This is a genomic window from Mycobacterium sp. 852002-50816_SCH5313054-b (genome assembly GCF_001667185.1).
GTDB lineage: Bacteria > Actinomycetota > Actinomycetes > Mycobacteriales > Mycobacteriaceae > Mycobacterium.
Genome location: NZ_LZIC01000064.1, coordinates 1 through 25452, shown reverse-complemented (window position 1 = coordinate 25452; position 25452 = coordinate 1). Strand labels below are relative to the sequence as shown.

At 64.5% G+C, this 25452-nt stretch carries 16 protein-coding genes; 3 read left to right on the top strand and 13 right to left on the bottom strand.

All coding sequences use genetic code 11. From position 1 onward, the window contains the following. Positions 1-93 precede the first annotated feature (93 nt). The gene (locus tag A5787_RS13685) at positions 94-1119 is read right to left on the bottom strand and encodes a 3-oxoacyl-ACP synthase III family protein (protein WP_066967455.1); all 1026 of its coding nucleotides are present in this window, start codon (positions 1117-1119) and stop codon (positions 94-96) included. After that, on the bottom strand, positions 1116-2843 hold the full coding sequence (locus tag A5787_RS13680) for a thiamine pyrophosphate-binding protein (protein ID WP_066967452.1): 1728 nt from the start codon (positions 2841-2843) through the stop codon (positions 1116-1118). Before A5787_RS13680 ends, A5787_RS13685 begins: the two co-directional genes overlap by 4 nt. 382 nt (positions 2844-3225) lie before the next feature. On the opposite strand from A5787_RS13680, the gene A5787_RS13675 reads away from it, so the two are divergent. Next, a complete protein-coding gene (locus A5787_RS13675; RefSeq protein ID WP_066967449.1) occupies positions 3226-5490 on the top strand; it encodes an MMPL family transporter in 2265 nt (754 codons plus the stop codon). Positions 5491-6003: 513 nt separating this feature from the next. After that, positions 6004-7125: a ParB/RepB/Spo0J family partition protein gene (locus A5787_RS13670; protein ID WP_066967447.1), complete on the top strand. Its 1122-nt coding sequence runs from the start codon at positions 6004-6006 to the stop codon at positions 7123-7125. A 41-nt stretch (positions 7126-7166) separates the two neighbouring features. Here the strand turns inward: A5787_RS13670 and A5787_RS13665 are convergent, their stop codons facing one another. The 11 genes from A5787_RS13665 to A5787_RS13615 form a co-directional block, all read right to left on the bottom strand. Beyond that, positions 7167-7955, bottom strand: coding sequence for an ABC transporter permease subunit (locus A5787_RS13665; RefSeq protein ID WP_066967444.1), 789 nt, complete (start codon positions 7953-7955; stop codon positions 7167-7169). Beyond that, the gene (locus A5787_RS13660) at positions 7952-8842 is read right to left on the bottom strand and encodes an ABC transporter ATP-binding protein (RefSeq protein WP_231993971.1); all 891 of its coding nucleotides are present in this window, start codon (positions 8840-8842) and stop codon (positions 7952-7954) included. The genes A5787_RS13665 and A5787_RS13660 overlap by 4 nt, the downstream gene beginning before the upstream one ends. A 227-nt stretch (positions 8843-9069) precedes the next feature. After that, positions 9070-11409, bottom strand: a complete 2340-nt coding sequence (locus tag A5787_RS13655) for an ABC transporter permease (protein ID WP_066967438.1) — start codon at positions 11407-11409, stop codon at positions 9070-9072. After that, positions 11406-12173, bottom strand: a complete 768-nt coding sequence (locus A5787_RS13650; protein ID WP_082977210.1) for an ABC transporter ATP-binding protein — start codon at positions 12171-12173, stop codon at positions 11406-11408. The genes A5787_RS13655 and A5787_RS13650 overlap by 4 nt, the downstream gene beginning before the upstream one ends. Positions 12174-12400: 227 nt before the next feature. Beyond that, positions 12401-13468, bottom strand: coding sequence for a diacylglycerol kinase (locus A5787_RS13645; protein WP_066967435.1), 1068 nt, complete (start codon positions 13466-13468; stop codon positions 12401-12403). After that, positions 13465-14856, bottom strand: a complete 1392-nt coding sequence (locus A5787_RS13640; RefSeq protein WP_066967432.1) for an FAD-binding oxidoreductase — start codon at positions 14854-14856, stop codon at positions 13465-13467. Before A5787_RS13640 ends, A5787_RS13645 begins: the two co-directional genes overlap by 4 nt. Positions 14857-14863: 7 nt before the next feature. Next, positions 14864-15736, bottom strand: a complete 873-nt coding sequence (locus A5787_RS13635; protein ID WP_066967430.1) for a cyclopropane-fatty-acyl-phospholipid synthase family protein — start codon at positions 15734-15736, stop codon at positions 14864-14866. Then, complete coding sequence (locus tag A5787_RS13630) at positions 15733-16842, bottom strand: SDR family oxidoreductase (protein WP_066967427.1); 1110 nt, start codon at positions 16840-16842, stop codon at positions 15733-15735. Before A5787_RS13630 ends, A5787_RS13635 begins: the two co-directional genes overlap by 4 nt. A gap of 20 nt (positions 16843-16862) precedes the next feature. Further along, positions 16863-18521, bottom strand: a complete 1659-nt coding sequence (locus tag A5787_RS13625; protein ID WP_066967485.1) for an AMP-binding protein — start codon at positions 18519-18521, stop codon at positions 16863-16865. Next, positions 18511-19500 carry an acyl-CoA desaturase gene (locus tag A5787_RS13620; protein ID WP_066967424.1) on the bottom strand — a complete coding sequence of 330 codons (990 nt, stop codon included), beginning with the start codon at positions 19498-19500 and terminating at the stop codon, positions 18511-18513. The genes A5787_RS13625 and A5787_RS13620 overlap by 11 nt, the downstream gene beginning before the upstream one ends. A 16-nt stretch (positions 19501-19516) precedes the next feature. After that, on the bottom strand, positions 19517-19786 hold the full coding sequence (locus A5787_RS13615; RefSeq protein ID WP_082977209.1) for an acyl carrier protein: 270 nt from the start codon (positions 19784-19786) through the stop codon (positions 19517-19519). Positions 19787-20390: 604 nt separating this feature from the next. Between A5787_RS13615 and A5787_RS13610 the strand changes: the two genes are divergently transcribed. After that, a partial coding sequence (locus A5787_RS13610; RefSeq protein ID WP_156763931.1) for a non-ribosomal peptide synthetase occupies positions 20391-25452 on the top strand: 5062 nt, incomplete at its 3' end.

Sequence of the window (25452 nt, the reverse complement as noted above, 5' to 3'; positions counted from 1 at the left end):
ACGTGCGCACGCGAGGCAGACCCGTCGGCAACGTGGACGGATGTCTTGTGTCGTCGTAGCCGCCGGAGCGGCGGCCGACAAGTGGCGACGGCATCACTGCGGTCGTCCGCCCCATCGGAGGGCGGCCGCGCCGGCGAAGTCACCGGCGTGCGCGAAGGCCGCCATCATTACGACATCACCGGGTTTGACTTGACCGTCGTTGATCGCAAAGTCAAAGTTCACGGGTATCCCGACACCAAACAGGTTGCCGCATTGGTGGAACGTGTCCCGGTGTCGCGCGGGCGGCAGGCCGAGTGCCTTGTCCCAGTTGCGCAGGAACAGCTGGTTGGGCTGATTGGTAACCAGCAAGTCGAGGTCCTCGGATTTCATGCCGATGCGATCGCACACGACCTGGACGACTTCCGGGACCAATCGATTGCCGCGGGCAAGCACCTCGGCCACCACCGCTTCGCCGGTGAAGCTGATGTAGCCCTCGCCTGGGCCCGACTCCCACCATCGGCGAGGGGGATCGGAGATAGCGGCCATGTCGGCCGCGTACTCGCCGTAGTCGCGGCATACGATTTCGATGATCGGCGATCGGTCCGACAGGGTCAGCAATCCAGCCGCGGCTCCATCCCCGGGTATCGCCGCCTGGGCCAGTTTGCGGACCTGCTGTTGGTCGAAAACGGTTCCGGCGCAGCGCTGTGCCAGCACAATCAGCGCCTTCCGGCCAGCACCCGACTGCAGCAGTTGGCGCGCCAAGCGCATCATGTGAACGAAGGCTGCGCACCCTCCGTTCTGCACATCGACGGTCCATTCGGGCGCAATGCCCAACCGGTGGGCGACCGCGCCGGCGCATCCCACAAAGGGCGCATCGAGCAACTGAGAGTGCGCGAGCAGTACGTCGACGTCCGACAACGCCTTCGCGCCATGACGTTTTAGCAGCCCTTGTACCGCCCGCTCGATCATGTCGGTGTTCGACTCATCTTTGGCGGCATGATGTCGAAACGCCGGAGCGCGGAACATCACGCTGTCGCGCAGTTCGTCGGCACCCGCGACGCCCGCGTAATACTCCGCGCACACCGTGTTTTCGGGCAGATAAGTGGAGACGTCGATCAGGCTTACGGGCGGTGTGGTCATGGTGCAGATCCCCGCGGACCGGCGACGGCCCCTGTCGCGTTGGCGAGCAAAGGGGCATACGGTGGGATCTCGTCGGGCGAACATTCGATGCCGATCACCGATGGTCCGTCGCATTTGAGGGCCGAATCCAATGCCGTTGCCAGCTCATTGATCTCGCGCACGTCGACCGACGGGAGACCGGGGAACATCTCCGCCAGTCCGGCGCCCAGTCGACTGGGCCGAAAACGGTTGTAGCTGTAGCGGTCTCCGAAAAACAGCTGTTCGCGAATCGCGCACATCGCGTGGGCGTTGTTGTTGAACAACACGAACGTCACCGGCAGCCGGTATTCGACGGTGGTGTGTATCTCCATGCCATGCATAAAGAACGCGCCGTCCCCGGCGATCACCACGCACCGCCGGCGGCGACCCAACGCCATCCCGATGCCGGCTCCGAAGCTGTACCCCATGCCACCCATCCCCAGGGCGACGACGAACCGCCCGGCCGGGCGCGCCGGCAAGTAATGAATCGCCGATGCACCGCAGTTGCCGGCGTCGACGACGATGTCCGACTCGTCCGGCAGCATGCTGTCCAGCACGGCCATGGCCTCGCTGTAGCGGATGCCCGGGCCCGTGTGCGAGGGCCGCGTCGGTTTCTCACCTGCTCTTTTGCGCGACGCTCGAGCGCCGACCGACGGCGTGCGTGACCGGCTCAATGCACGGCCCAGCCGCGACAACGTGTCGCGCAGGTCCTGCGTGTGAATATGGCGGGTGCAGGGCTCATACGTCGGTGCCGAGCCCATCGAGATCGTGGGCACCGCGGACAAGGCCTCGCCCAGACCTGTTCGGGCCGTGACGGGCAGTCGGGTGCCGAGCACCAGACACACGCCGCTGCTCCGGACCGCCTCCGCCACGCGGGCATGACCCATAGCTCCAGTGACGCCGAGCGCTGATGCGCCCGGCGCATTGACGACGTCCTTTGCCTCCGGCACGGCGGCCACTGAGGCGCGCAACGTTCGTCTCACGTGTTCGAGTTCGTCCCGTGCATCGTCGCGGGCCACCTGCTCGCCGGCGATGATCGTGACCGGACCGCTTGTCTGATCCAACATCCGCAGGGCGGGATCAAGATCGACCTCCAAGCCGCGCGGCGATTCGCCGTTGCGGTGCGGCGGGACGGCGTGCGGGCCGACGGATAGGCGTGCCTGCTGCACGTCTTTCGGCAACAGCAGTACCGCCGGCCCGCCACGGTTGGCGGCCTCGACGGCTTCCGGTAACGTCTTGACAATCTCCTCGGGGCCGGTGATCCGCCGACAGTACAGCGAGACCGTCGAGAACAATGCCTCGGCGTCCAGAGAACCGTTGAGGCCGCTCATGTCCTGGAAGCTGCCTTGGCCGTCCAGCGCCATCGGCGGTTGTCCCACCAGCGCAAGCACCGCAACCCGGCTCGCAAGTGACTCTCCCAGGCCTGGCACCAGATTCAGCGACCCGCCCCCCGACGTCGCCGCCACAACGCCCAATCCTGGGCAGCTGCGGCTGTACCCATCGGCCATGGCCGCCGCCGAGAACTCGTGTTTAGCAAGTAACGCGGTAATGCCGTCACAAAAGTGCGCCGCATCGTAGATGTCCTCGATGTTGGCTCCGTCGACCCCGAATACGAACTCCACACCACTCGCTGCGAGATACCTGACGACAAAATCTGCGACCCGATATTGGAGGGACAATCCAGCATTCGCGACATGTTGATCCATAGGTACCGCTATCCCAATTAGGCTCGTTCGCGGGTGCTGACTTCCGTCACTGTGTCACAGACATCAGGCGGGCAACAGTGCGTGTGGTGCCGGCACCCGGGTGGTTGCCGAAGTCGTCCGGTCGCGCCTGCCGGCCGGTGTCCGATCGCGACGTCGGGTGAGGCCGTCGCACCTGCGTCGTGATCCACAAGCCGCCCAGGCGGTTTGGTCCACGGTTCTTTGGCCCACCGCCGCTTCCGCGGCACCAGCCGTATTGAGGCTGCGATGTGGACCCGCAATCTATGGGGCGCGCGTACTCGCCGGCCGCGCCAACGGCGCCGAAATCAGCGAGACGCGTTCGTGCTATCTGTTGATACGTTGGGGTTCGAGGGGAGGCAAGTTGGTGCTCGAACGGTTGACTCGGTCCGTGATCGCCGCGCCCCGTCGTGTGTTGGCTGCCGCGGCACTGATCGCTATCGCGGCCGCAATCTTCGGAATTCCGGTGGCAAATTCCTTGCCGGCAGGCGGGTTCGCGGAGCCGTCCGCCGAATCCTCGAAGGCGGCGCAAATACTTTCCGACACATTCCATCGCAGTAATCTGCAGCTGATATTGGTCTTGAACGCGCCGGACCACGCCGATGTCGACACGATCCGGCCAACGGCCATCGATCTACAGCGCGAGCTGACCGAATCGTCTTTCGTCACCGACGTCGCGTCGGCGTGGGCTTCTCCGCCGAGCGTGGCGAGCGCCTTGATCAGTAGGGACCACCGGGCCGGCCTCATCGTTGCCGGTATTGCGGGAGGCGACAGCGAAGGTCAGAAGCACACCGCCGAGTTGACGAAGAAGCTCGTCCATGACCGCGACGGCGTTACCGTCCGGGCCGGCGGCATGGCTGACGTATATGTCCAGGCGAACAAGCAAATTGAACGAGACATGTTGGTGATGGAATCGATAGCCATCCCGCTAAGTTTCTTGGTGCTGGTCTGGGTGTTCGGTGGAGTCTTTGCGTCGATGTTGCCGTTGCTGGTGGGAGTGACCGCGATAATCGGTTCCTTAGCGACGTTGCGACTGATCACCTTCCTCACCGATGTGTCGATCTTTGCTCTCAACCTCACCGTCGCGATGGGCCTGGCTTTGGCGATCGATTACACATTGCTCATCATCAGCCGCTACCGCGAGGAACTGAGTAGCGACCCAGACCGAGATTCGGCATTGGTGCGAACCATGTGTACGGCTGGGCGGACCGTGCTCTTTTCGGGCTGCACCGTGGCACTATCTTTGCTGACCCTGCTGCTATTTCCGATGTATTTTGTGAGGTCGTTCGCCTACGCAGGTGTGGCGGTGGTGGTCACCGCAAGCCTGGCGGCCATAGTGATTGCGCCGGCAGCCATTGTGCTGCTCGGCGACCGTATTGACTCCTTGGACGTCCGTCGGCTGCTTCGTCGCGTCCTGCGCCGAGAAGAACCCTTGCCCGAGCCGGTTACAGAGACTTTTTGGTATCGGAACACGCAGGCAGTGATGCGGCGGGCCATTCCCATCGCGGTGGCAGTCGTGGCGCTGCTACTGGTGCTGGGCGCACCGTTCTTGGATCTGAAACTCGGCTTCCCCGACGATCGGATCTTGCCGACATCCGCGCCAGCGCGTCAGGTTGGCGATCAACTGCGGCAGGATTTCCCGTTCGACGCCGCCACGGCAGTTACCGTCGTGGTCCGCGGCGGTGGGACACGCGTGCCGAGCGCGATTGACGACTATGCGGCGCGGCTTTCACGGGTGGGCGACGTGTCCGCCGCATCGACCCCCTCGGGCGCCTATGCCAATGCCAGACTGATTGGTCCTCCAGTGGCCGCCGCCGGAATTCGCGGCGACACAGTGTTTTTGACTGTTTCGAGCACCGCTGCGCCGTTGTCGACGGGTTCGGAGCGACAGCTCGACGCGCTGCACGCCGTCGCTCCTCCAACGGGCACCGATGTCGAATTCGGTGGCTCGGCTCAGATGAATCGTGACACTGTCCACAGCACTCTCCGCCGCATGCCGTGGGTCTTGGGGAGCATCGCGGCGGTGACCCTTGTGCTGATGTTCTTGGTGACCGGAAGCGTCTTGCTTCCGGTCAAAGCGGTGGTATTGAATGTCCTATCGCTGACAGCGACCTTCGGGGCGCTGGTATGGGTCTTCCAGCAAGGCCACCTGTCAGGTCTGGGCACTACGGTCACGGGCACCATCGCTGAGCACCTGCCGGTGTTGTTGTTCTGCATCGCCTTCGGCCTCTCGATGGACTACGAAGTGTTCTTGATTTCGCGGATCGGCGAATTCTGGCGCAGCTCCGAGCGGACGCCAACCGCCAACGCCGACGCCGTGGCCCTCGGGCTGGCCCGAACCGGTCGGGTGATCACCGCGGCCGCGTTGCTGATGGCCATCTCCTTTGCCGCGCTCATCGCATCGAAGGTGGCGTTCATGCGGGTCTTCGGGCTCGGGCTGACGCTCGCAGTGCTCATCGACGCGACATTGGTGCGGGTTTTGTTGGTTCCCGCATTCATGCGAATCTTGGGGCGAGCTAACTGGTGGGCACCCAAGCCGCTCGCACGCCTCTGGTCACGATGGTCGACGAGCGCAGAAGATGCCCACCAACAGTCGCCTCGCGATAAGGGTGTAGCGGTCGCGGAGCCATGACGCTTGCGCATGTGCGGGGCATGGCGGCGCACGGCAGCGCCGGTGTGCATCTGCGGCGGATACGCAGTTGCACACATCGCTGACTTACCAGGTGCGCGTTGCTGGTCCATTCGTCGCGGTTTCCCGACGCGCGGCCCGCTTTGCCGTCCTGGCGCGACCCGTTGACCACCGCGCTTCGTCTCGTCGAGTCGCCGCCGGGTCCGCGACGCGCTGCCGGTTACGCCGCTTCTCGCGGCGACTAGGTGACTCCAGCGTCGGGCAGAAGTCGCATCGGCTTGCGGGGCCACCCCGTGCGTGCTCGCGCGGTCGGCGGGTGAGTCCGGCGCTGCAGCTCGGCAGTGCGCAGAATTTTTTCCGCTAATTTTCCTTAATTTTTATTGTGTTTTGCATTCTTCCTGCCTAGTTTGGAAATCGAGGGTGCTTGTGTGGGGAGCGCGGACAGCGCGGCGGTGCGTCGGGACCAACGCCCGGGCCGTCAGCCATGACGACGGGCATCCTCGGGGGAGGAGAGGCATGGGTACGCATGACGACGCGGCGACCGTTCTGCCGGGCTTGCGACAGGAACGCCATAACGGCGAATCCTTGTCATGGAGCCTGCCGACCTCGGGGGCGGAGGCCATAGGCGGGCGCCCCGTGAAGGCAATCACGAAGATACGCATTGCGTCGCTCGTCCGCGCGGAGTCTCCGCGCTCGGGCGGTGAGGATCGCGCGCACGTCCAACTGCTGCGCGAGGCGGAGGGACCGTGGCCTCCCATCCTCGTGCACCGAGCCACAATGCAGATCGTCGACGGATTTCACCGCGTTGCTGCCGCAGTCGAAAAAGGCCTCGATGAGATTGAGGCGATCCTCATCGACGAACCGTGGGAATCGGCATTCCTGATTGCGGTTCGCGCGAACGTCACACACGGGTTGCCGCTGTCGCTCGCAGACCGGCGTGCCGCGGCTGCCAAGATCGTGCTAACCCACAGCGAGTTCTCGGACCGCGCGATCGCCGCGATCGCGGGACTGTCCGCCAGAACTGTGCGTGAGATCCGCTCTTCGAGCGCAGACGCACCGCGGTTCGACAAGCGCGTGGGACGGGATGGTCGCATTCGCCCGCTGAATGCGGCGGTGGGCCGGCAGCTCGCCGCCGACTACCTTGCGTCTCATCCGGACGCTTCACTTCGTGAAATAGCTGCGGCGGTGGGCATATCGCCCGGAACTGCCCGAGACGTCCGGGCGCGGGTGACTCGCGGGGATGACCCGGTGCCGGCCGCGCCGGTCGAAAACCGTGACATGCACCGCCGGCTCGGCTTTACACAGCCGCGATCGGCGGCACCGGACGAAAAACACCCGGCCGACGTCAGTCCGGTGTTGGCTACCCTGGCGAAGGATCCTGCGCTGCGCATGAACGACACAGGCCGCGAGCTTTTGCGATGGCTGCGGTTGCACGCCGTCAACAGCATCGACATCGCTATGGTCGTGGAAAGCGTTCCGGATTACTGCGTTGAACATCTCGTCCAGCTTGCAACTCGGTGTTCGGCCAATTGGGCTCGAATAGCACATGATCTGGCGCAGTGCTCTCACGAGCGGCACTGCGCGAACGCGGGTCTTCCAGGAGACGAGCCCGGCGTGCCGGCCGAGCAATGTAGCTGAGCGCCAAAGGCGTGAGGGCGTCAGGCGGAGGAGGCGTTCCTTCAGTGCACGTCGAGGCGGTTGAACGCGATGAGTGCGGTCGTCGCGAAAGCGGCGGTGATAAGCGCCAGTACCGCGATCCAAGCCAGTGGCATGCCACGTACGAGTTGGGAATCATCGACTGCGTAAAAGAAGGGCGAGGCGTAGCGGGCTGGGTGCAGCCAGTGGATCGTCGGAGCCAGTGAACTGGTGAGGTAGGCGATCGCGGCAGCACTGGAACTGACGCCAAGAGCCAACCCGCGACTGCCCGTGGCCGCGCCGACCGCCAACGCCATGGAGCCGAAAACCAGACCCAACAAGATCACCCCACCAGTGATGCCGAGCAGTGCACCCGCGCCGACGCGCAGTCCTAGCCCCCGGCCGCCGAACACGCACACGGCGGTGATGATCGGCACCGGCAACGCCTGAGCAAACAGCGCGGCGAGTTTGCCAGTGATGATGGCGCGGCGTGTCAACGGCAGGGCGGTGACAAGACCCAGTGTGGCGTCCTCATCCTGGCCGGCGATGCAGGAGGCGCCATAGCCGATCGTCGCCAATAGCACCACTAAGGGAACGAAATTGGCGTACAAGTTGGCGCTGAGCCAGCCGGCTGGCGAGGTCAACGTTCCGGATGCGCCGAGTAGGGCCGTCACGGTGGACCCTTTCTCTGTCAGCGCGTTAAGGCTGCTGTCGTTCTTGAACGACGGGTAGAGCGCGACGACGACCGCGGCGTAGACGGCCATGCCGAGCGTGTAGCCAATGGTGAGACGGCGCCGAAGCCGCAGATCGAGCCAAGCAATGTCACTGCTCACGTTTCGCTCTCATCGGGGCGGTAGTAGGCCAGGAACAACTCGTCGAGCCCGACAGGGCGGGCCGTCATGTCAACCGGATCAAGCGCGGCGGCCACGCGGAGTAGTGCCCCGAGCGGCCCCGTTACCGACACGCGGATGTGTGTTGAGTCGTGCGAGAGAACCCGTACCGAATCGAGGTCGTGGAAACGCGCCGGGTCGACATGATGGTCGAAGCGGAAGTCGACAGTCCGTGGCGATCGAGCGCGCAGCTGCTCAACCGTATCGGTGACGATGATGCGACCGTCCTTGATAATAGCGAGCTGGTCGACAAGGCGTTGCACTTCGTCGAGGTCATGGGAGGACAGAAAAACAGTGCGGCCGTCGTCGACAGTCTCGCGCACAAGGCGTGTGAATTCGTTCTGCAGCAACGGGTCTAGCCCAGAGGTCGGCTCGTCGAGGACGAGCAATTCGGGTCGGTGCGCGAACGCGAGCATCAACCCGATCTTCTGCACGTTGCCCTTCGACAATGTGCGCACGGGGCGGTCGAGCTCGGCGCTGAAGCGCTCAGCGAGTTCGTCACGGTAGCGGGGGTCGGAATGGCCACGCATGTGAGCCACGCGGTCAAGAATGTCTCTCCCGGTAAGCCGCGGGAACAGGGTCAATTCGCCTGGGAGATAACCCAGCCGACGGTGCACCTCGATACTGTGCCGGCGGGGATCCAACCCGAATACTGCGGCCCGACCCGAGGTCGCGCGATAGAGGCCGAGCAGCAGGCGGATCGTCGTTGACTTGCCGGCACCATTTGGGCCGAGGAATCCAAACACCTGCCCCGGGGGCACGCTGAATGTGACATCGGCGATGCCCCGACGTTTGCCAAAACGACGCGTCAGGCCATCGGTGGCGATCACGGGTGCAGGCGCGCCGACAGCCCCTGTATGGGTCTTGGTTCTCGCGCCCATGTCAGCGGGCCGTCACGAAGTCAGGCACGGCGCGGTTTCGGGGACGACCGCAGGAGGCCGCTGCCGGGGCCCGATTCGGCGATTCCCGCGTCTGTCGGGCCGAACCGGCGACGCCGCGCCGCTCGTCCACGTACCTGGGCGCGGCGCATCACCGGTCTGTGTGCCACGCCGGTGCGTCACAGCGCGCGCTCTCTGACGATATGCGCCAGATCGATCCCGTAAACCCGTCGCACGGCCGGGATTTGGGCCAGCATAGCCGCGACGGCAATCCCGCAGGCTACGACTACGGGTGTGGCCGGCTCCATCTCGAGTCGCAAGTGATAGCCGAGCCGCTGATAGGTGGACAGCAGCCGATCAGCAAGCAATATGCCGCCGATAACGCCGAATGGAACCGCGGCAAAAGCCACGGTCAGGTTTTCGGAGGCGATCAAACGAGACAATACGCCGGCGCCCATTCCTTCGGCATGCAGCGCGCCCAGTTCGCCCAGCCGTTCGGATATGTTGGCGGACATCGCGTTATACAACATGGCGGCCGCCATGACGCCGGCGAAGACCAGCATGATCCCCACCAAAGTGTCATAGAGGCTGAATGCGTCGCGCATCGTCGATGCCAGCGACGTCGTCGACCGGTAGGCCACCACGCCCGGCATGGCGGCGACCCGGTCACCGGCGGCGCGCCCGTCGCTGCCGGGGCGGAGCTTGACCAATGCACCGTTAGCCGGCAAGGCACCGGCGTCGGCTTTCAGGCGTTTCGCCGAGATGTACACGACCGGCGAAAACGGCTCATCGACGAATCCAACCACTCGCTCGGAGAAGCGCTGCCCCGACGGGGCCACCACCACATCAATGCGGTCACCCAACGACAGTGACAACAGGTCACGCAGGCCCAACCCGAGAAGGACGCCGTCATCGGAGAGCCGGTCGGCGCCCGACTGCGCGGTGAACGCATGCATCCGCGTCTGCGGATCCAGCCCGACGACGAGAGTCTTATATCGGTGCGTACCGGCGGAAACGGTGACGTCATAGGAGCTGTACGGCTCGGCCGCGACGATGTTGTGATCTGCGCGCAACCTGTCCACGACCTGGTCGGCCAAGCCCGATACAACCACCTCCCCGTCTTGTCGCTCGACCTGACCGAACTGGCGATGGACCATGCCCGGCAAAGTGTCGCGCATGCCCGCAAACACCATCACCAACACGACCGCCACGGCCACGCCGACAGCCGTGAACACCGTACGGCGACGATTCCGAGAAATGGCCCGCAGCATCATTCGCCACCGCACCGGCAGCCGATCTAGCACCGGCACAAGGCGTTCGACCGCGCTGAGACGGCCCCCGTCCATCGGAGGGGCGACACGCATCGCCTCTGCGGGTTGCATTCTGGCCGCAACAACGGCCGGCGCCACAGCAGCCAGTAATGCGACGCTGACCGCGGCCACGGCCGCAAGCGCATAGCTAAGGGGGTGTGGTGACGAAACGTGCATCGGCAGGGCGATCGCCTGAGCGTACCTCGCCGTAATCCATTGTCCCAGTAGATAACCGCCGAGTAGCCCCGGCAGCGTTCCCAGCGCGGCACAGGCCACGCCGTATCCCAGATAGTGTTGGCGGACCGCGCCCGCCGAAAGCCCATTGGCGATCAACGTTCCGACGACCGCGCGCTGCGCGGCGACAATGCGTGACAACAGGACATAGGTTGCCAGCACGACCGCCGCCAAGAACAGCCACGGCAAGATCCTGGCGAGAGTGCCGAATTGGGCGACATCGTCCTGCAAGGTGCGGTATGAAGCCTGCTGGTCGCGCGGAACGAATTGCAGACCCGCTTTGCGCGCCAGGTCGCTCGTGGCCGTGGTCAACGCGCCGGCCGCGGCGCGGTCACGCGCGTACACCGCAATCTGTTCGACGGGCTGCGACAACATCCGTTGCAGGTCGCCGTCAGGAAGAAACACCACCCCGAAGTCCTCGGGCGTGGTCAATATCTCCTGACTAGAGCGCGCCGGCCACAGGTACTCGGTGGACAGAGCCGAGCCCGCGACGGGCACCGGTAGCCATCCTTGCTTGCCCAACAGGTCCACGGTATCGCCGGGACGAAGGCGGTAGTGATCGGCGATGTGCTGTTCTACCACCAGCTGCCCGGAATGTGGCAGGCTGCCCGCGCGCATGTCGAGCAAAGACACATTCGGCTGCCGGGCATCGGGCACGCCCACCGCGCGGCCATAAAGAGCATGGCCGCGCACTCGAATGCCCGCATCGGCTTGATGGCGAACCTCGACAATCGGACTGCCCGGCATACCGGTGATCGTGTCGTGCAGCGCAGCGGCACCGGGTCCGGTAACGATCGCGTCCGGGAGACGTTGGTTGGCATACGCGCGGGCGAAGGATTGGTCGAGGTTGCGATAACCATCTGTCGCGGCGACAAATACCGCCACACCGATGGCGATGACCACGGCGATCGCCGCGAAGCGCCACCGCTCCCGCCAAACATCGCGGCGGACTTTGCGACGCAACGCGCGGCTCACCAGTCCAACTCCGCGGCATCGACGGGGGCCTTAACCACCTCCGACTTGCGGATCGCCCCCGAATGAAGCCACAGGACGCGATCCGCCATACGGGCGATCTCCGAATTGTGGGTTACCACAATGATGGTCTGCTGCGCGTTGCGCGCCAGATCGCTTAACGCCGCCAAGACTTGCCGGCCTGTAACCAAGTCGAGGCTCCCCGTCGGTTCATCACAGAGCAACAAAGGTGGGCGTTTGACGATCGCCCGCGCGATGGCCACCCGCTGTTGCTGGCCACCTGAGAGTTGCCCGGGGAAGCGATCGGCCACATCACCCAGGCCGACTCGCTCCAAGGCGGCGGCGCTGCGTGCTTGGGTGTCAGACCCGGTCAGCTCGGCGAGGATCTCGACGTTTTCGCGCGCAGTCAAAGTCGGTACCAGATTGAAGAATTGAAAGACAAAACCCACCTGATCGCGACGATAGTTCGTGCGCTGCTTACGGCTGAGCGTTCCGATGTTGACCCCGTTGACCTCGATCGCGCCCCCCGACGGCTGGTCGATGCCGCCGATGATGTTCAACAGCGTCGTCTTGCCCGACCCCGACGGCCCCAGCAGCACTACGAACTCGCCGGTCCGGATTTCCAGGTCCAGCTCCTGCAGCGCGGTTACCCGGGCAGGACCGGAGCCGTAGGATTTGGTCACCCCGGTCAGTCGCAATGCCAGGGATTCGCCGTCGCACGAGCTGGCCGCCGAGACTGCACCCCCGGCATCTGACTTCGCACCCATGTTTCCACCATTTCACTTCATTGGGCATGTGTGAAGTGACCATGCGGTCGACGGTGTGCCCGACGCCGCGACCCGAGGTGTGGGCTTCGATCCGCAAAGCCGCTGCCTACCACAGCTGGGACCCGAAACCGGCTGCTTTGCACAGGGGCTCGGCCGCCAGGGCTCGGTTGAACGACGCTCGCAAAAGCTTGGATTGTGCTGAGGCCATGCCGTCAGCAACCCCGCCCCTACGCCGACACGATCCCACGTCCGGCGACCAGCGGCAGATCAAGCGCGGTCAGCAATCCCGGCTTGGCCTGCACCACGGTGGGCACGGCGCTGACCAGCCGGGCGGCCGTGCCGACCAGCACCCCGTCGGCATGGTCACCGGACGTGGCCACCTGCACGTTGACCGAATAGTCGGGGACACCCTTCACATCGACCCGATAGCAGCCCTGTCCGGTCGGTTGAGGCCAGTCCGGCGCGAGGTCGGGTCGCAGTCGGGTGACATGTTCCAGAACGATTACCGCGCGCCCGCCTTTGATGCCCTCGACGCGGAACCGAAGTGCCGCCGCGGTTCCGCGGGAAATCGTGTGGCCGTGGAAGTCGAACGACTCCGGTGTCGGTAGCCGTTCGAAATTCTCGGTGACGGTGTCGAGATCGACGTTCAGGCCGTCGGCGAGCTGCCGGATTACGCCGCCCCATGCGAGGGTCAGCACGCCGGGCTGCAACAGCAGCGGCAACTCGTCAAGGGGGCCGCCGAAGCCCATCACCTTGAAAAGGATCGTGGGGTTGTCAAAGGTCGAGTAGTCCATCACCTCGGAGCACACGATCTGGTCGATGCGTTCGCAGGCGCTGCTCACCAACAGCGGGAGCCAGTCGTTGGCCCAGCCGGGGTCGATGCCATTGACCCACAGCGTGGCCTGACCGGACGTCGCGGCCTGCACGATCGGGTCGACCACCTCGGCGGGGAGTGTTCCGTGCGGATACTGCAAGAAGGTGGGACTGCACGAGACGACGTTGATCCCCGCGGTCAAAAAGCGTTTCAAATCCTCGATGGCTTCCATCAGGCGGTCATCGGCCATCGCGGTGTGCACAATGCAGTCGGGTCGAAGCGCCAGCAGCGCCTCGGCGTCCGTTGTGGCGGCCACCCCCACCTCGTGGTCCAGACCGGCGAGTTCGCCGGCGTCTTTGCCTGCCTTTGCCTCACTGGAAACCCAGACGCCGACCAGGTCGAGTTCGGGTCTGGCAATGATGGAGCGCAGCGCGCGCCGGCCAACGTTCCCTGTACTCCACTGCACCACACGGTATTTCATGTCAATCCCTTCATTGCGAACGCCGGATACCGGTCCTGTAGGGCCAGCAACGCTGACAACCCCTTGGCCCCCAGGTACATGAACGGCTCGGGCGGGACCCGCCGTTCGTTTCCGTTGACAAACAACAGGCGAGTGTAAGTCGACTCGCGCCCGAGAATGAGGTCTCGCAACACCTTCCCAGTGGTATGCGTCAGCGCAATCCCATTGCCGCAGTAGCCGTATCCATAAAAGACATCGTCGCCAAGGTTGCCGACATGGGGAACGAAGCGTCGGGTCATCGCCACGCAGCCACCGTAGGTGTGGCTGAATCTCACATCCCCCCAGGACGGAAAGTACCGGTTGAGCACACCGCGCAAAACACGTGTCGCTGCCGGGTTGTCAATGTGGCGCGCCACGTCCATATCGCGCCGGTAGTGGTAACTCACGGGTCCGCCGCCGATCAACAGCCGGTTTTCGGCGGTCAGCCGGCCGAACACAATGAGATCCATCGCTTCGACGAAGCCCTCTCTGCCGGGCCAGCTGACCCGGCTGAGCTGCTCGTCCGAAAGCGGCTCTGTGACAGCGGCATAACTCCACACCGGTACCACCTTGTTGCGAAACCGCTCGAACAAGTGTTGATAGGCATTGGTCGCCAATACCAATTTCGACGCGGTAACACGGCCGTGTGGTGTCGTCACACGGTGGCCGCCCGATGCTGTATGCAGTGCCGTGGCAGGAGTCTGTTCGTGGATGTGCACGCCCTGCTCGCGCACCACTCGAGCCAGTCCGCGCACGAGCCGGTGCGGGTTGACCAGCGCCCCGCCGCCCTTGACGGCGGCCACGATGTTGGGGGAGTCGATCGTGCTCTTCAGCCGGGCGCCTTCGACGAGCTCCGGCTGTGTGGCCGAATCCAGCCGCTCGGCGATCCGCAGGTCGCGTCTCAGTAGGGCGACCTGAGCCTTGTTGGTGGCCACCTGAAGGTAGCCGCTGGTGTCGTAATCGGCGTCCACCCCGTATTTGCGGCAAAAGCGGCCGAGCTCGAGAATGGAGCGCCCGACCACCGCATAGGCGAGCTTGGCTTGCTCAGCGCCGAATCGGTGCACCAGTGTGCTGAGGTTGTGCCCGATCGTCGGGGTAACGAAGCCGTCGTTGTGCCCCGACGCGCCCGACCCCGCGTAGTCGGCTTCGACGATGTGGATATCGAGGGCCGGGTCGGCGAGCTTAAGAAAGTGCGCGGTCCACAGCCCGGTGTAGCCACCGCCGATCACGCAGATATCGCAGTGCACGTCCTGTCGCAGCGGCGGGCCGGGACTAACGGACTCTGTTTCGCGCCAATAGATTTCGTGTCGAGCCAACGCGTCACTTGACGCACCCACTTTGGACCGGTCGGTGGAGCTGGCAGTGGTCATAACGGTGTCAGATCCTCTCGAGAATCAGCCACGCCAGGCCAAGGTGACGCTTGTCGAAGGCGTCGGCCGATGCGTCGAGGTAGCGTCCGTAGTCGACAAAGACCTCCGGCCCGGCAAGGTCGGTCGCCCGGTCACGGTTCGCAAGAAGCCGCCGGTGCCATTCCCGGCAGGTGCGCGCGTAGTCGTGCGGGCTGTTGCGAATTTCGACCAGTTCGAATCGCCGCTCACTGGCTTCGATGATCTCCGACAGCCACGGGATCTCCGATTCGGGAAAAATGCGATCGATGATGAACAACAGGTCGCGCACCGTGCTGCGGCTCATCCGCGTGTTGTTGCCTTTAATCGTTGTTTCCAACGCAAGACGGCCGCCCAGAGGCAGCCAATCCGCGCAGCGGGCGAAGAACTCACGATAGGCTTCCACCCGTTGCGTGCGGCTCATGCCCATATCGGCGAAGTGTTCGAACGCGCCGACGGAAACGATCGCGTCGTAGGTGGTCTCGGGGCGGTGATCGATCCAGTTCTGGACGCGGACGTCGATCCGGTCGTGCTCGTCGCGGCCGATGTGGCTCGCTTGCGCCTCGCTGAGCGTCAGTCCCACCGCCTGCTGCACCCCGTAGTTGTCGATGAGTCGTCGCAGTAACGCGCCCCAACCGCATCCGATATCGAGGACACGGTGGGCTTGTCGAGCGCGTGCTCCCGCGGCGATGAAGTCGAGTTTGCGGGTCTGCGCGGCCAGCAGCGTGTCGTTGTCGCCGTCCCACAGCGCGCTCGAGTAGCACAACGTCGGGTCCAGCCACAGGGCATAGAAATCGTTGCCGACGTCGTAGTGATGTTGGATCGCCGCCGGGGAGGCACCCTCATAGGTTGGGGTTTGCGTCATGCCAGACCTCCTCTATAGGTAGCCGACGATGTGTTCGAAGCGACACTTGATGCCGCCATCGGGCGCGGGTCAAGTCGGGGGGCAGTCGCGGCATGGACCTGCGCAGCTTCCAGGCGCCGAGCCGCCCAATAGCGCAAACTAAGTCGAAGAGCCTCCGTGTCACGGACGTTCGGCACGCCCAGCCGGTCCCGTAGGAAAGGCAGCGAAGTCGGAAGGACACCCCCGCATGCGCGCGTGACCTCGCTGACATCGATCAAGACCCGCAGAAATCGGCGAGATATGCCGGGAATCTTCTCGAGCGGTATTGGTAGCGGTCCATCCGGGTTCACGATCGCCACGCCGCCGGCCAGGCGGCCCACCTCCCGAGCATGCTCGATCAAAATGCGTTGGGCCTGCTCGATTGTCATCGCTTCGTCGCCGTAGGTTAGCCACAGCAGCTTGCCCAAGGTCTCGGTGCGCACGGCATGTGCGACGGCTTTGGCGGCCACGTCCAGTGGTACGACGTCGAGCCGGTTGCCCGGATGGGCCGGAAGGTAGGGCGCCTTGCCCCGGCAAAACCAGTCGGAGATCTGCTGCACGATCTGCGGCCGGCTCGACGCCCCCGTCGTCGAATCCCCGATGACATTGGTCGCCCGATAAACCGAACTGGGCACCGGCGAGCCCGCGACGATCTTTTCCGCCCGCCACTTAGATCGCAGGTACGGGGTGACCACGTTGTTGGGATGCAAACCCGCGCAGGGGCTTTCCACGGCGCGCACAAAACAACTGCTGATCATATGCACTGGCGCGTCCGCTGCGCATGCCAGTTCGGCCACGCGTCGCGTGCCCGCCACATTGATGGCGTCATATCGCTCGGGTGGCAGCCCCCATGTTGTCAGGGCGGCGCTGTGCACGATGACGTCGACGCGCTCGGCGAGTTCATGCCATGCCCGGTCGTCAAGTCCCAGGCGGTCGGAACACAGATCGCCCCCGACCGTTTCATCGACGCCAGCCACGTCGTGGTCCCGGTGCGTCAGCCCGATGACATATTCGTCGTCCAGCTCCGCGGCGACGGCGCGCCCAACGACGCCGCTCACACCGGTCACCAGTACGGTTCGCTTCGACATGTCCGTAATGTCAATCGTGTTCAGGTGAACCGCACCGTGGCCAGTGGCTCCAGCTGACCCGTCTCGAACAACAATTGGCAGCGATGGCGCTGGATCTTGCCGCTCGGCGTTTTGGGGAGGGCTCCTCGATCCAGGATGACGCACTCGTCAATCGCGACCGCCGCTTTCGCCATGGCGGCCGAGGCCGCCGCCTCGGCGATTCGTCGATAATCCTCTGCGGCACAACGCGGCTCGAGGAACAGCGAGATTCGCTGAGCGGCTCCCTCCGTTCGCGAGATCAACGTCGAGCAGCCACGTCGCAGTCCTTCGACGCGTTCTATCGAGTTTTCGACTTCGTGGGCATAGACCTTTCTGCCGGCGATCGACAATACGTCGTCTGCCCGCCCGACGAGGTAGAGCTCGTTATCGCGTACGAACCCGAGGTCTCCCGTCCGCACCGTACCGTCGCGGAATTTGCGTTCGGTGGCCAAGGGGTCGGCCCAGTAGCCGGATGCAAGGCTCGGTGAACGAACGGCGACTTCGGTGACGGCATCGGCGCGGGCGCCCGGAAGGGACACACCGACACACGGCGGTCCGGTGCTCACGATCGATACGGCGAGCGGGTCGTCGGCGGCGGCTTCACACAGCTGGCGCGCGCCCAGCGAGCCGGCGTCGACGATGAGACGTCGCGGGCGCTCGTCGGACGGCAGTGCGGTCACTGCCAAGGTGGCCTCGGCCAGGCCATAGGCAGGCATGAAGGCCTCGGGCCGAAGTCCGAACTTCTTGAGCGAGTCCGTGGCATACGTCAACGTCGCCCAGTCGATGCGCTCGGCACCGATAATGCAGTTGCGGATCTTGCTGAGCCCGTCGCGTGGCATCCTCGACGAGCGCGCGGCCGACCGGGCCGCCAGATACAGGCTCGTGTTGGTCCCGGCGCTCAATGTTCCGCCGAACTGTGCGAGTTCGGAAAACCAGCCTCCTGGCGCTGTGACGAAGCGTTGTGGAGTGGACATGAAGTACTCGATGTCACTGCACCAGGTCGTCAGCAAGGTGCCGAACAACCCCATGTCATGCGACAACGGCATCCACGTCACCGCGACGTCGCGCCCCGCTCGTGGATCGATCATGGCGGCGATGATGTCGATTTGGGCGGCGATGGCGCTCGGCGTCAGCATGCAGCCCTTGGGGAAGCCGGTGCTGCCCGACGAATACTGGATGAACGCCAACGCGTCGTCGTCGGGCGGCTCAGGTGCAATGCGCCCACTGCCAATGACCGACTCCCAGGTGCGGAAGCGCAACCGGCTCTGCAACGTGTGCGGGATGCCGGCCAGCGTCGGCGCGTCGATCAACACGACCACGGGATCGAGCTGATCGCAGATGGCAAGAAGTTGCGCCGCGTATTCATTGACATCCATGCCCCGCGCCGGAGCCGGTAGGGAAGCCATTGCGCCGCCCGCCAGCCAAACACCCAACAGCCCCCGCACAACGTGCGGACCGTTGGTCAGCACTGCGGCCACACGTGTCCCGGGCCGCACACCGAGTCTGCGCAAGCCAGCGGTTGTGTGCTCGCTGTCGCGGACCACCTGCGACCAGGGTGTCGCATCGTAATTGCTTCCTGTCCAGCAGTGCAGCGACGACTGGTGTGAATCCGCCCCGGTCAGCCGATCCCATAGCCCGCGAGGCCGCGAATCATTCGACATCGGCAACCCCCGCGCCGGCTGTGGCATAGCGCAGTTCAGCGAGCGGTCGCTGGGGTGAGGACGGCGCGGTTCTGCCACCGCCCACTCGGCTGAGCCCGTCGGCGCGCTGCTGAATGCGTTCTGGCGAGATTCGAACCACATCCCACGCCAGCCCCACAGCTTCGAGCGCACGAATGACCAAGGCGCTCAGATCAATTTCCCACCAACGAAACCCGTGAAAGGCGGCCTTCGGGAACGCGTGGTGATTGTTGTGCCAGGATTCGCCGAACGACAGAATCGAAAGCCAGCCAACGTTGCGGGATTCGTCGGGTGTCTCGAAACGGCGGCGCCCGAGGTAGTGGCCGATCGAGTTGATCGCGTAGGTGACGTGATTGCCGACGAAGAATCGCACCAGCCCGCCCCACACCGCCGCCGTTGCGAACGCCTGCCAGGTGTGGACGATCGCGAACCCGATTAAGCCGGGCATGACGACGCCCCACAGGACAAAGGCGGTGAAGTATCGCGAGATGAAGCGAATGTCCTTGTCCCGAGCCAGGTCAGGGCAATAGCGGATCGGGTCAGAGGCCAGGGCGGTGTCAAACAACCAGCCAAGATGTGCATGCCACAATCCCTTGAGGCCGCCGCGGATACTCGGCTCCGGGCCGACGTAGGGGCTGTGCGGGTCCCCGGGCTTGTCGGCCAAGCGGTGATGGCGGCGGTGGTGGGCCGTCCATGTCAATGCGGGCCCTTGCCCGGCGATCGCGCCCGCGGAGGCCAAAAAGATTTTCACCGGCCGGTACGTCTTGAAGGACCGATGTGCCAGCAAACGGTGATACCCCGTCGAGACACCAAGACCCGCGATCACGTACATGATCACGAAAGCGACGACGTCCGACACCCCGATTCCGCGGTTCCACAACAGCACCGCCGCGACAGCGACGCCGAGGAGCGGTAAGACCGAGGAGAGCAGAATAAAGCCGTAGTGTTCCCGTCCGTCCATGTCGAATTCCTTTCGTCTAAAGCGCTACCTGGGCTGACCGCTCCTGTAAAGCGGTGTTGCCCACTGCGATCAGCTGGCCGACGGTCTTGGCGTCGGCGGCACGTGCGGGATCGAACTCGACCCCTCGAGTGTCCTCCAACGAAAAAACGATCTCGGCAATCTGCAGGCTCGACAAACCGAGGTCACCGAGATTGGTGCTTTCATCGATGACGATCTGGTTGGCGTGTTTGCCTCGGATCGCTCGCTTCACCAGCGCCGCGACTTCTTCGATCGTGATCATGTTCATGACGAACGCATTCCTTCCAAACCCGTTGAGTGCCCCTGCGAACAGGCGTCATCTTCGCGTCACCCAACGAGGCTCGCGGGGTGAATCTGACTGGGCCAGCTTAAATCTCGTGGCGGTATTGGTCGAGGAAGCACTCGGTGGTCACACGCCGGTCCACCTCCTATTGACGAATCTGAGCTCCCGCGGGCATTTCAGCGCGGCAATCGCGCTCTCGCTCTTCGGGTCGTCGCTGTGCGAAGACGTGCCCACCGGTCGTAGGGCTGTGCAAATGCGCCAAATCATCGGTTGCACGGCGCCGCGCGTGTGAAGCGTTGCCGCGACAACAGCGGCCGCAATTTGGCTGTGCAACACAGGGATAACTCGTCGGCGTCGCCGGGGCCTGCGCTGTGTCGCCGGCCCGGTGACTGTTGACAGCTGCTCCGGCGATTACCAGCATTCGTTGTTGCAAGGAAATTCCGGTCGCCGCTCCATATGCCGCCGCACCCGTCCCGCGCGGCTCGTGGAGGGACGTGCGGCGTTCATCTGAGGCGGTCCGGACGACAAAAACGGCTATTTGATACCGGGTTGGACAGACCCAAGGCGCCAGTGGACAAGGAGATAGTGGATGACCGTAGTCGATGCGGTGCCTCAAGTAGCTACACTCGTCGAGCTGCTGCAAGTCCGCGCGAACCGGCTCGCCGGCAAACCGTGCCTGCGATACCTGGCCGATGGCGAGGAAGAGCAGGACCGTCTGACCTACGAGCAGCTTGATCTCAGGGCCCGTAGTTTTGCGAGTCGCCTCACCTCGGTCGCCGCCCCGGGTGATCGGGCGGTGTTGGTTTACCCGCCGGGGGCGGACTTCCTTGTCGCATTCTTCGGCTGCGTGTACGCCGGGGTGATCGCTGTTCCCGTCGCACCCCCGCTGGACGGTGCTACTGCCCTGCGGCTGGCGGGGGTCGTGGACGACTCGCAACCATCATGCGTGCTCACCGACGCCTCTCTGGCCGACCTGTTGCGCGGCGATGGCGACGCCACCCGACCGGCGGTCCTCGACATCGGCGGCGGTGCCGGCGTCGAGGCAGCCGAGTGGTGCCCCGGACACACCGATCCCGGCCAGGTGGCGATGTTGCAGTACACCTCTGGGTCGACACGGGTACCCCGCGGTGTGATGGTCACACACGCCAATCTGCTTTCAAACCTTCAGTGGCTCAAGGCGGGGATGCGCCTCCCCGAGGAACCCACCATCGTCAGCTGGCTTCCGGCCTATCACGACATGGGTTTGATCGGCAGCCTGTTCCAAACCCTCTACAACGGCGGTGAATGCGTACTGATGTCACCGCTGGATTTCCTGGCCAAGCCGATCCGCTGGCTCAAAGCGATCGCGGACTATCACGCATTCGGCTCCGGTTCACCGCCGTTCGGATACGAACTGGCCGCCCGCAAGGCGACCGCGGCAGACCTGGAGACGCTCGATCTGCGCGACTGGCGCGTCGCCTGCGTGACCGCGGAACCGATCCGCGCCGCGGGGCTGAGGCGTTTTGCCGAGACGTTCGCCCAGTGCGGTTTTCGGCCCGAGTCGTTTTATCCCTGCTACGGCCTCGCAGAGACCACTCTGATGGTCACTGGCGCCCGGGCGCGCGTCAAGCCGCAGGAACTGCACGTCCGCGAGTCCGCGCTGCAGCGAGGCGCAGCGGTACGCGCCCCTGAGCGTGGCCCCGACACGGTGTCGCTGGTGTCGTGCGGCACCGCGCGGCCGGGCGAGCGAGTCGCAATCGTCGATCCCGAGACCTGCAGTGAACGCACCGACGGCCAGGTCGGAGAGATCTGGGTCAACGGACCCAACGTCACACGCGGCTATTGGGGACGGCCCGAAGAGACCCGATCCATCTTCCACACCCATCTCGACGATGGGTCGGGCCCGTTCCTTCGGACCGGAGATCTCGGGTTCCTGCTCGGCGGACAGCTGTACGTGACCGGGCGCCTCAAAGACGTTCTCATCGTCCGCGGTCGCAACCTCTATCCCCACGACATCGAATGGTCAGCCCAAGCGGCCGACCGGCGGTTGAGGCCCGGCTGCGGCGCGGCCTTCACCGTGGGCGATCCGGACGATCCGTCTATCGTGCTGGTCAACGAGATCAGCGAGCCTGACACGGCCGAAGATGTGGCGGCCGCGGTGGGCCGCAGCATCGGCGAGACCTGCGGGCACCCGGTCCGCCTCGTCTTCATCCCGGCGCGCACGATCCCGAAGACTTCGAGCGGCAAAGTTCAACACAGCCGCTGCCGCGCAATGTATCTGGCCAACGAACTACCGATCGTTTGGTCCTCTGAACAGGCCCTGCTCCCTCGGGACGGCGCTGCCGGCGATGGCGGCGCGGCCGCCCCGCGCGACCGCGCCGACGACGGGCAAGATCCGCCCGTACTCAGCGAACTTCGGCACCTGGTCGCCGGCGCTCTGGCCATGCGCCCTGACCTGCTCGACCTCGATATCCCGCTCAACAGGCTCGGACTTGATTCCCTGCGGGCACTACAGATCAAGGAGACTCTGCTACTCAGCAACGCGATCGAGGTTCCACTGCGAGACTTGCTCGGCGAGTCCAGCGTGCGAGAGCTCAGTCGACAGCTCGCGATCCCCAACCATGACAACGTCGAGCCGGTGACGGTGGCCGCCGATGCGGAAGCTGCCGACTTTGCGTTGACTGACCTGCAGGAGGCCTACTGCCTCGGTCGTAGCAGCGACTTCGAACTGGGTAATGTCGGAGCCCACGTGTACCTCGAACTTGAGGGCCATGGATTGGACACCGCCCGGATGGAGTCGGCCTGGCGCCGCCTCATCGGCCATCACGATGCGCTCCGGGTGGTGGTGTCCTCGCACGCGACCCAGCGGGTCGAACGCCGTTGTCCGCCCTGGTATCTCGCGGTGCGGGACTTACGAGGGCTCACAGCGGTCGAGTTGGCCACCGCGCTCGAAGCGTCACGAAGGGAACTGTCCCACCACGTTTTTCCGCTTGATAACTGGCCGATGTTTGAGGTGCGTGCCCACCGTCTTGACGGCGACGTTCTGCGTGTGCAACTCAGCGCCGACCTACTGGCCATCGATGCAGCTTCGCTGTTAGTGATCGTCGAGGAGTGGGGGCGGCTCTACCGTGATCCCAACGCCGAGCTGCCACCCGAGGCTGGTTACCGGGCGCCCATCGAGGCCCGCGCCGCGCTGAGGGACTCGCCTCGATACCAACGGGCACTGTCGTATTGGCGAGACCGGGTCGCGGACCTACCCTACGCGCCGTGCCTGCCGACATCACCACACCGGGACACGTCCACCTCGCCGCGGTTCGTCCGCCACAGCGGTTCGCTGACTCGCGACAAGTGGCAATCATTCACCGCGCTAGCGGCCAAAGCCGGGATCACACCGTCGACGGCGTTGCTGGGCGCCTACGCGGAAGTCCTGGCCACCTGGGCGGAAGACCCACGCTTCACCGTCAGCGTCACGATGCGACAAGGACTTCCAGGTGCCGGGAGTGAGAACCTCATCGGTCCGTTCTCAGACTTCATGCCCGCCGGCATCGATTGGTCGCCGTCGGGGTCGTTCGCCCAACGCACCCAGCGGCTACGCGACCAACTGTTCGACGACCTCGACCATAGGGAAGTCGGGGGGATACAGGTGCTCCGGGAGTTCGCTCGCAACAAAGCGATTTCACCGGCCGAGGCGAAAGTGCCAGTGGTGTTTACGCCCGTCCTTCGCGAGCTGTCGGTCTTCGATTGGCTGGGAGAGCCGATCTGCGGCGTATCGCAGACGCCGCAGGTTTGTCTTGACAACCAGTCATTTCTGCGCGATGGCGGGCTCGCGTTTCATTGGGACGCGGTGGATGACTTCTTTGCGCCAGGCGTCGTCGAGGACATGTTCGCCGCCTATCAGAACCTGCTGGATCAGTTGGCCGTCGATGAGTCGACATGGAACCGAACCAAACAGTTCAACCTGGTCCCAGACCGGCAACGACGCCTTCGGAGTCAGATCAACTCGACAACGATTCCGATTCCAGACCTAAGAATCGAGGATCTGTTCACGCGGCAATGCCAGCGCGACCCTGACCGCGTGGCAGTGATCTGCGGAGCCCGATCGTTTACCTACGGCGATGTCAATCACAAAGCATCGGCGTTAGCGGGTTGGCTTCAGGCCCAGGGCACCCAACCCGGCGACCTAGTCGCCGTTGTGACCGAAAAGGGCTGGGAACAAGCAGTTTCCATACTAGCCATTTTGATGTGCGGCGCGGGCTACGTTCCGCTTTCACCGGAGGTCCCGGCTGCGCGGCTGGCGCTGCTGCTCCGCGACTGCCGCGCCACCGTGGTGCTGACCCAGGGCCGGCTGCACCAACGCATCGCATGGCCGGCTGGTCCACGGATCGTCGCGGTGGACGCCATGGACCTGGCCGCGATGCCCGCAGCACCCTCCTCGTCGAGGTTCTCGCCGGATGACCTGTGTTGCCTGCTTTACACGTCGGGCTCCACGGGCACACCCAAAGGAGTTCGAATTCACCACCGCGGGTTGGTCAACGCGGTACTGGATACCAATCGCACTTTTGGGATCGGAGACGATGATCGGGTGTTGGCCGTCACCGACTTGCACCATGACATGTCGGCTTACGACATCTTCGGCCTGTTCGCGGCCGGCGGCGCGATCGTCATCGTGCCCCCGGGGTTTCGCCGTGAGCCCGCGGCGTGGATCGATCTGGTAACCCGTCACCGGGTCAGCATCTGGAATTCAGTCCCGGCGACTATGCAGATGCTCATCGAGCGCGCCGACGCCGTCGACGATGCCCTTCCCGAATCGCTGCGGCTGGTATTCCTCGGCGGAGACTGGATCCCGATCGATCTACCCGCTCGGGTCCGGCGCCGGGCGACCAAGGCCGAAATAGTCAGTGTCGGCGGGCCCACCGAAACAACGCTGTGGAACATCAGATACCGGATCGGCGAGGAGTCGCCGGGCCGCACAAGTATCCCCTACGGCACCCCGATCGCTAACACTCACTACTACGTGATGGACGAAGCCCTTCGCGACCGCCCCGACTGGGTAGTCGGCGAACTGTGCAGCGCCGGTGCCGGAACGTCCTCCGGGTACCTCGGCGACCCGCAGCTCACCGCCGCCAAATTCGTCCGCCACCCGCAGACCAATGAAACGCTTTGCCGCACCGGGGACTTCGGTCGTTGGTTGCCCGATGGCAACATCGAGTTCGTGGGCCGTTTCGACGGGCAGATCCAAATTGACGGCCGCCGCGTGGAGTCCCGCGAGATCGAGGCGGTCCTTTGTCGGCACCCCGACGTACAGTCCTGTGTCGTCACCGCCGACAATCACGGTCACGGTCGGCGTCGGCTGGTGGCTCACGTCGTCTCCATCGACCCGACCGCTGCCGAATCCAGCGCGTTGGATGCCTACCTGCGCACGCAACTGCCCACCCACATGCTTCCCGGACGCTTTCATTTCGTCGATTCGATTCCGTTGACCGGCAACGGCAAGGCCGATCGACGCGCCCTTGCCGCGGCGGTAGCCGCCGAACCAGCGCAGCTGCCGGCGTCGCCAAACGGTAACCGCGGCACCGTCGAAAAGGTCGCGTTGATCGTCGCGGCGGTGTTGGGCCGCGGGGCGGTTCCCCTCGATAGCACTCTGGAGGATCTGGGCGTCGGGTCGCTGGAGA

Excerpts from the sequence above, each read along its gene's own strand:
- A5787_RS13685 (WP_066967455.1), bottom strand. The coding sequence starts at position 1,119 with ATGACCACACCGCCCGTAAGCCTGATCGACGTCTCCACTTATCTGCCC.
- A5787_RS13680 (WP_066967452.1), bottom strand. The coding sequence starts at position 2,843 with ATGGATCAACATGTCGCGAATGCTGGATTGTCCCTCCAATATCGGGTC.
- A5787_RS13670 (WP_066967447.1), top strand. The coding sequence starts at position 6,004 with ATGGGTACGCATGACGACGCGGCGACCGTTCTGCCGGGCTTGCGACAG.
- A5787_RS13650 (WP_082977210.1), bottom strand. The coding sequence starts at position 12,173 with ATGGGTGCGAAGTCAGATGCCGGGGGTGCAGTCTCGGCGGCCAGCTCG.
- A5787_RS13645 (WP_066967435.1), bottom strand. The coding sequence starts at position 13,468 with ATGAAATACCGTGTGGTGCAGTGGAGTACAGGGAACGTTGGCCGGCGC.
- A5787_RS13640 (WP_066967432.1), bottom strand. The coding sequence starts at position 14,856 with ATGACCACTGCCAGCTCCACCGACCGGTCCAAAGTGGGTGCGTCAAGT.
- A5787_RS13635 (WP_066967430.1), bottom strand. The coding sequence starts at position 15,736 with ATGACGCAAACCCCAACCTATGAGGGTGCCTCCCCGGCGGCGATCCAA.
- A5787_RS13630 (WP_066967427.1), bottom strand. The coding sequence starts at position 16,842 with ATGTCGAAGCGAACCGTACTGGTGACCGGTGTGAGCGGCGTCGTTGGG.
- A5787_RS13625 (WP_066967485.1), bottom strand. The coding sequence starts at position 18,521 with ATGTCGAATGATTCGCGGCCTCGCGGGCTATGGGATCGGCTGACCGGG.
- A5787_RS13620 (WP_066967424.1), bottom strand. The coding sequence starts at position 19,500 with ATGGACGGACGGGAACACTACGGCTTTATTCTGCTCTCCTCGGTCTTA.
- A5787_RS13615 (WP_082977209.1), bottom strand. The coding sequence starts at position 19,786 with ATGAACATGATCACGATCGAAGAAGTCGCGGCGCTGGTGAAGCGAGCG.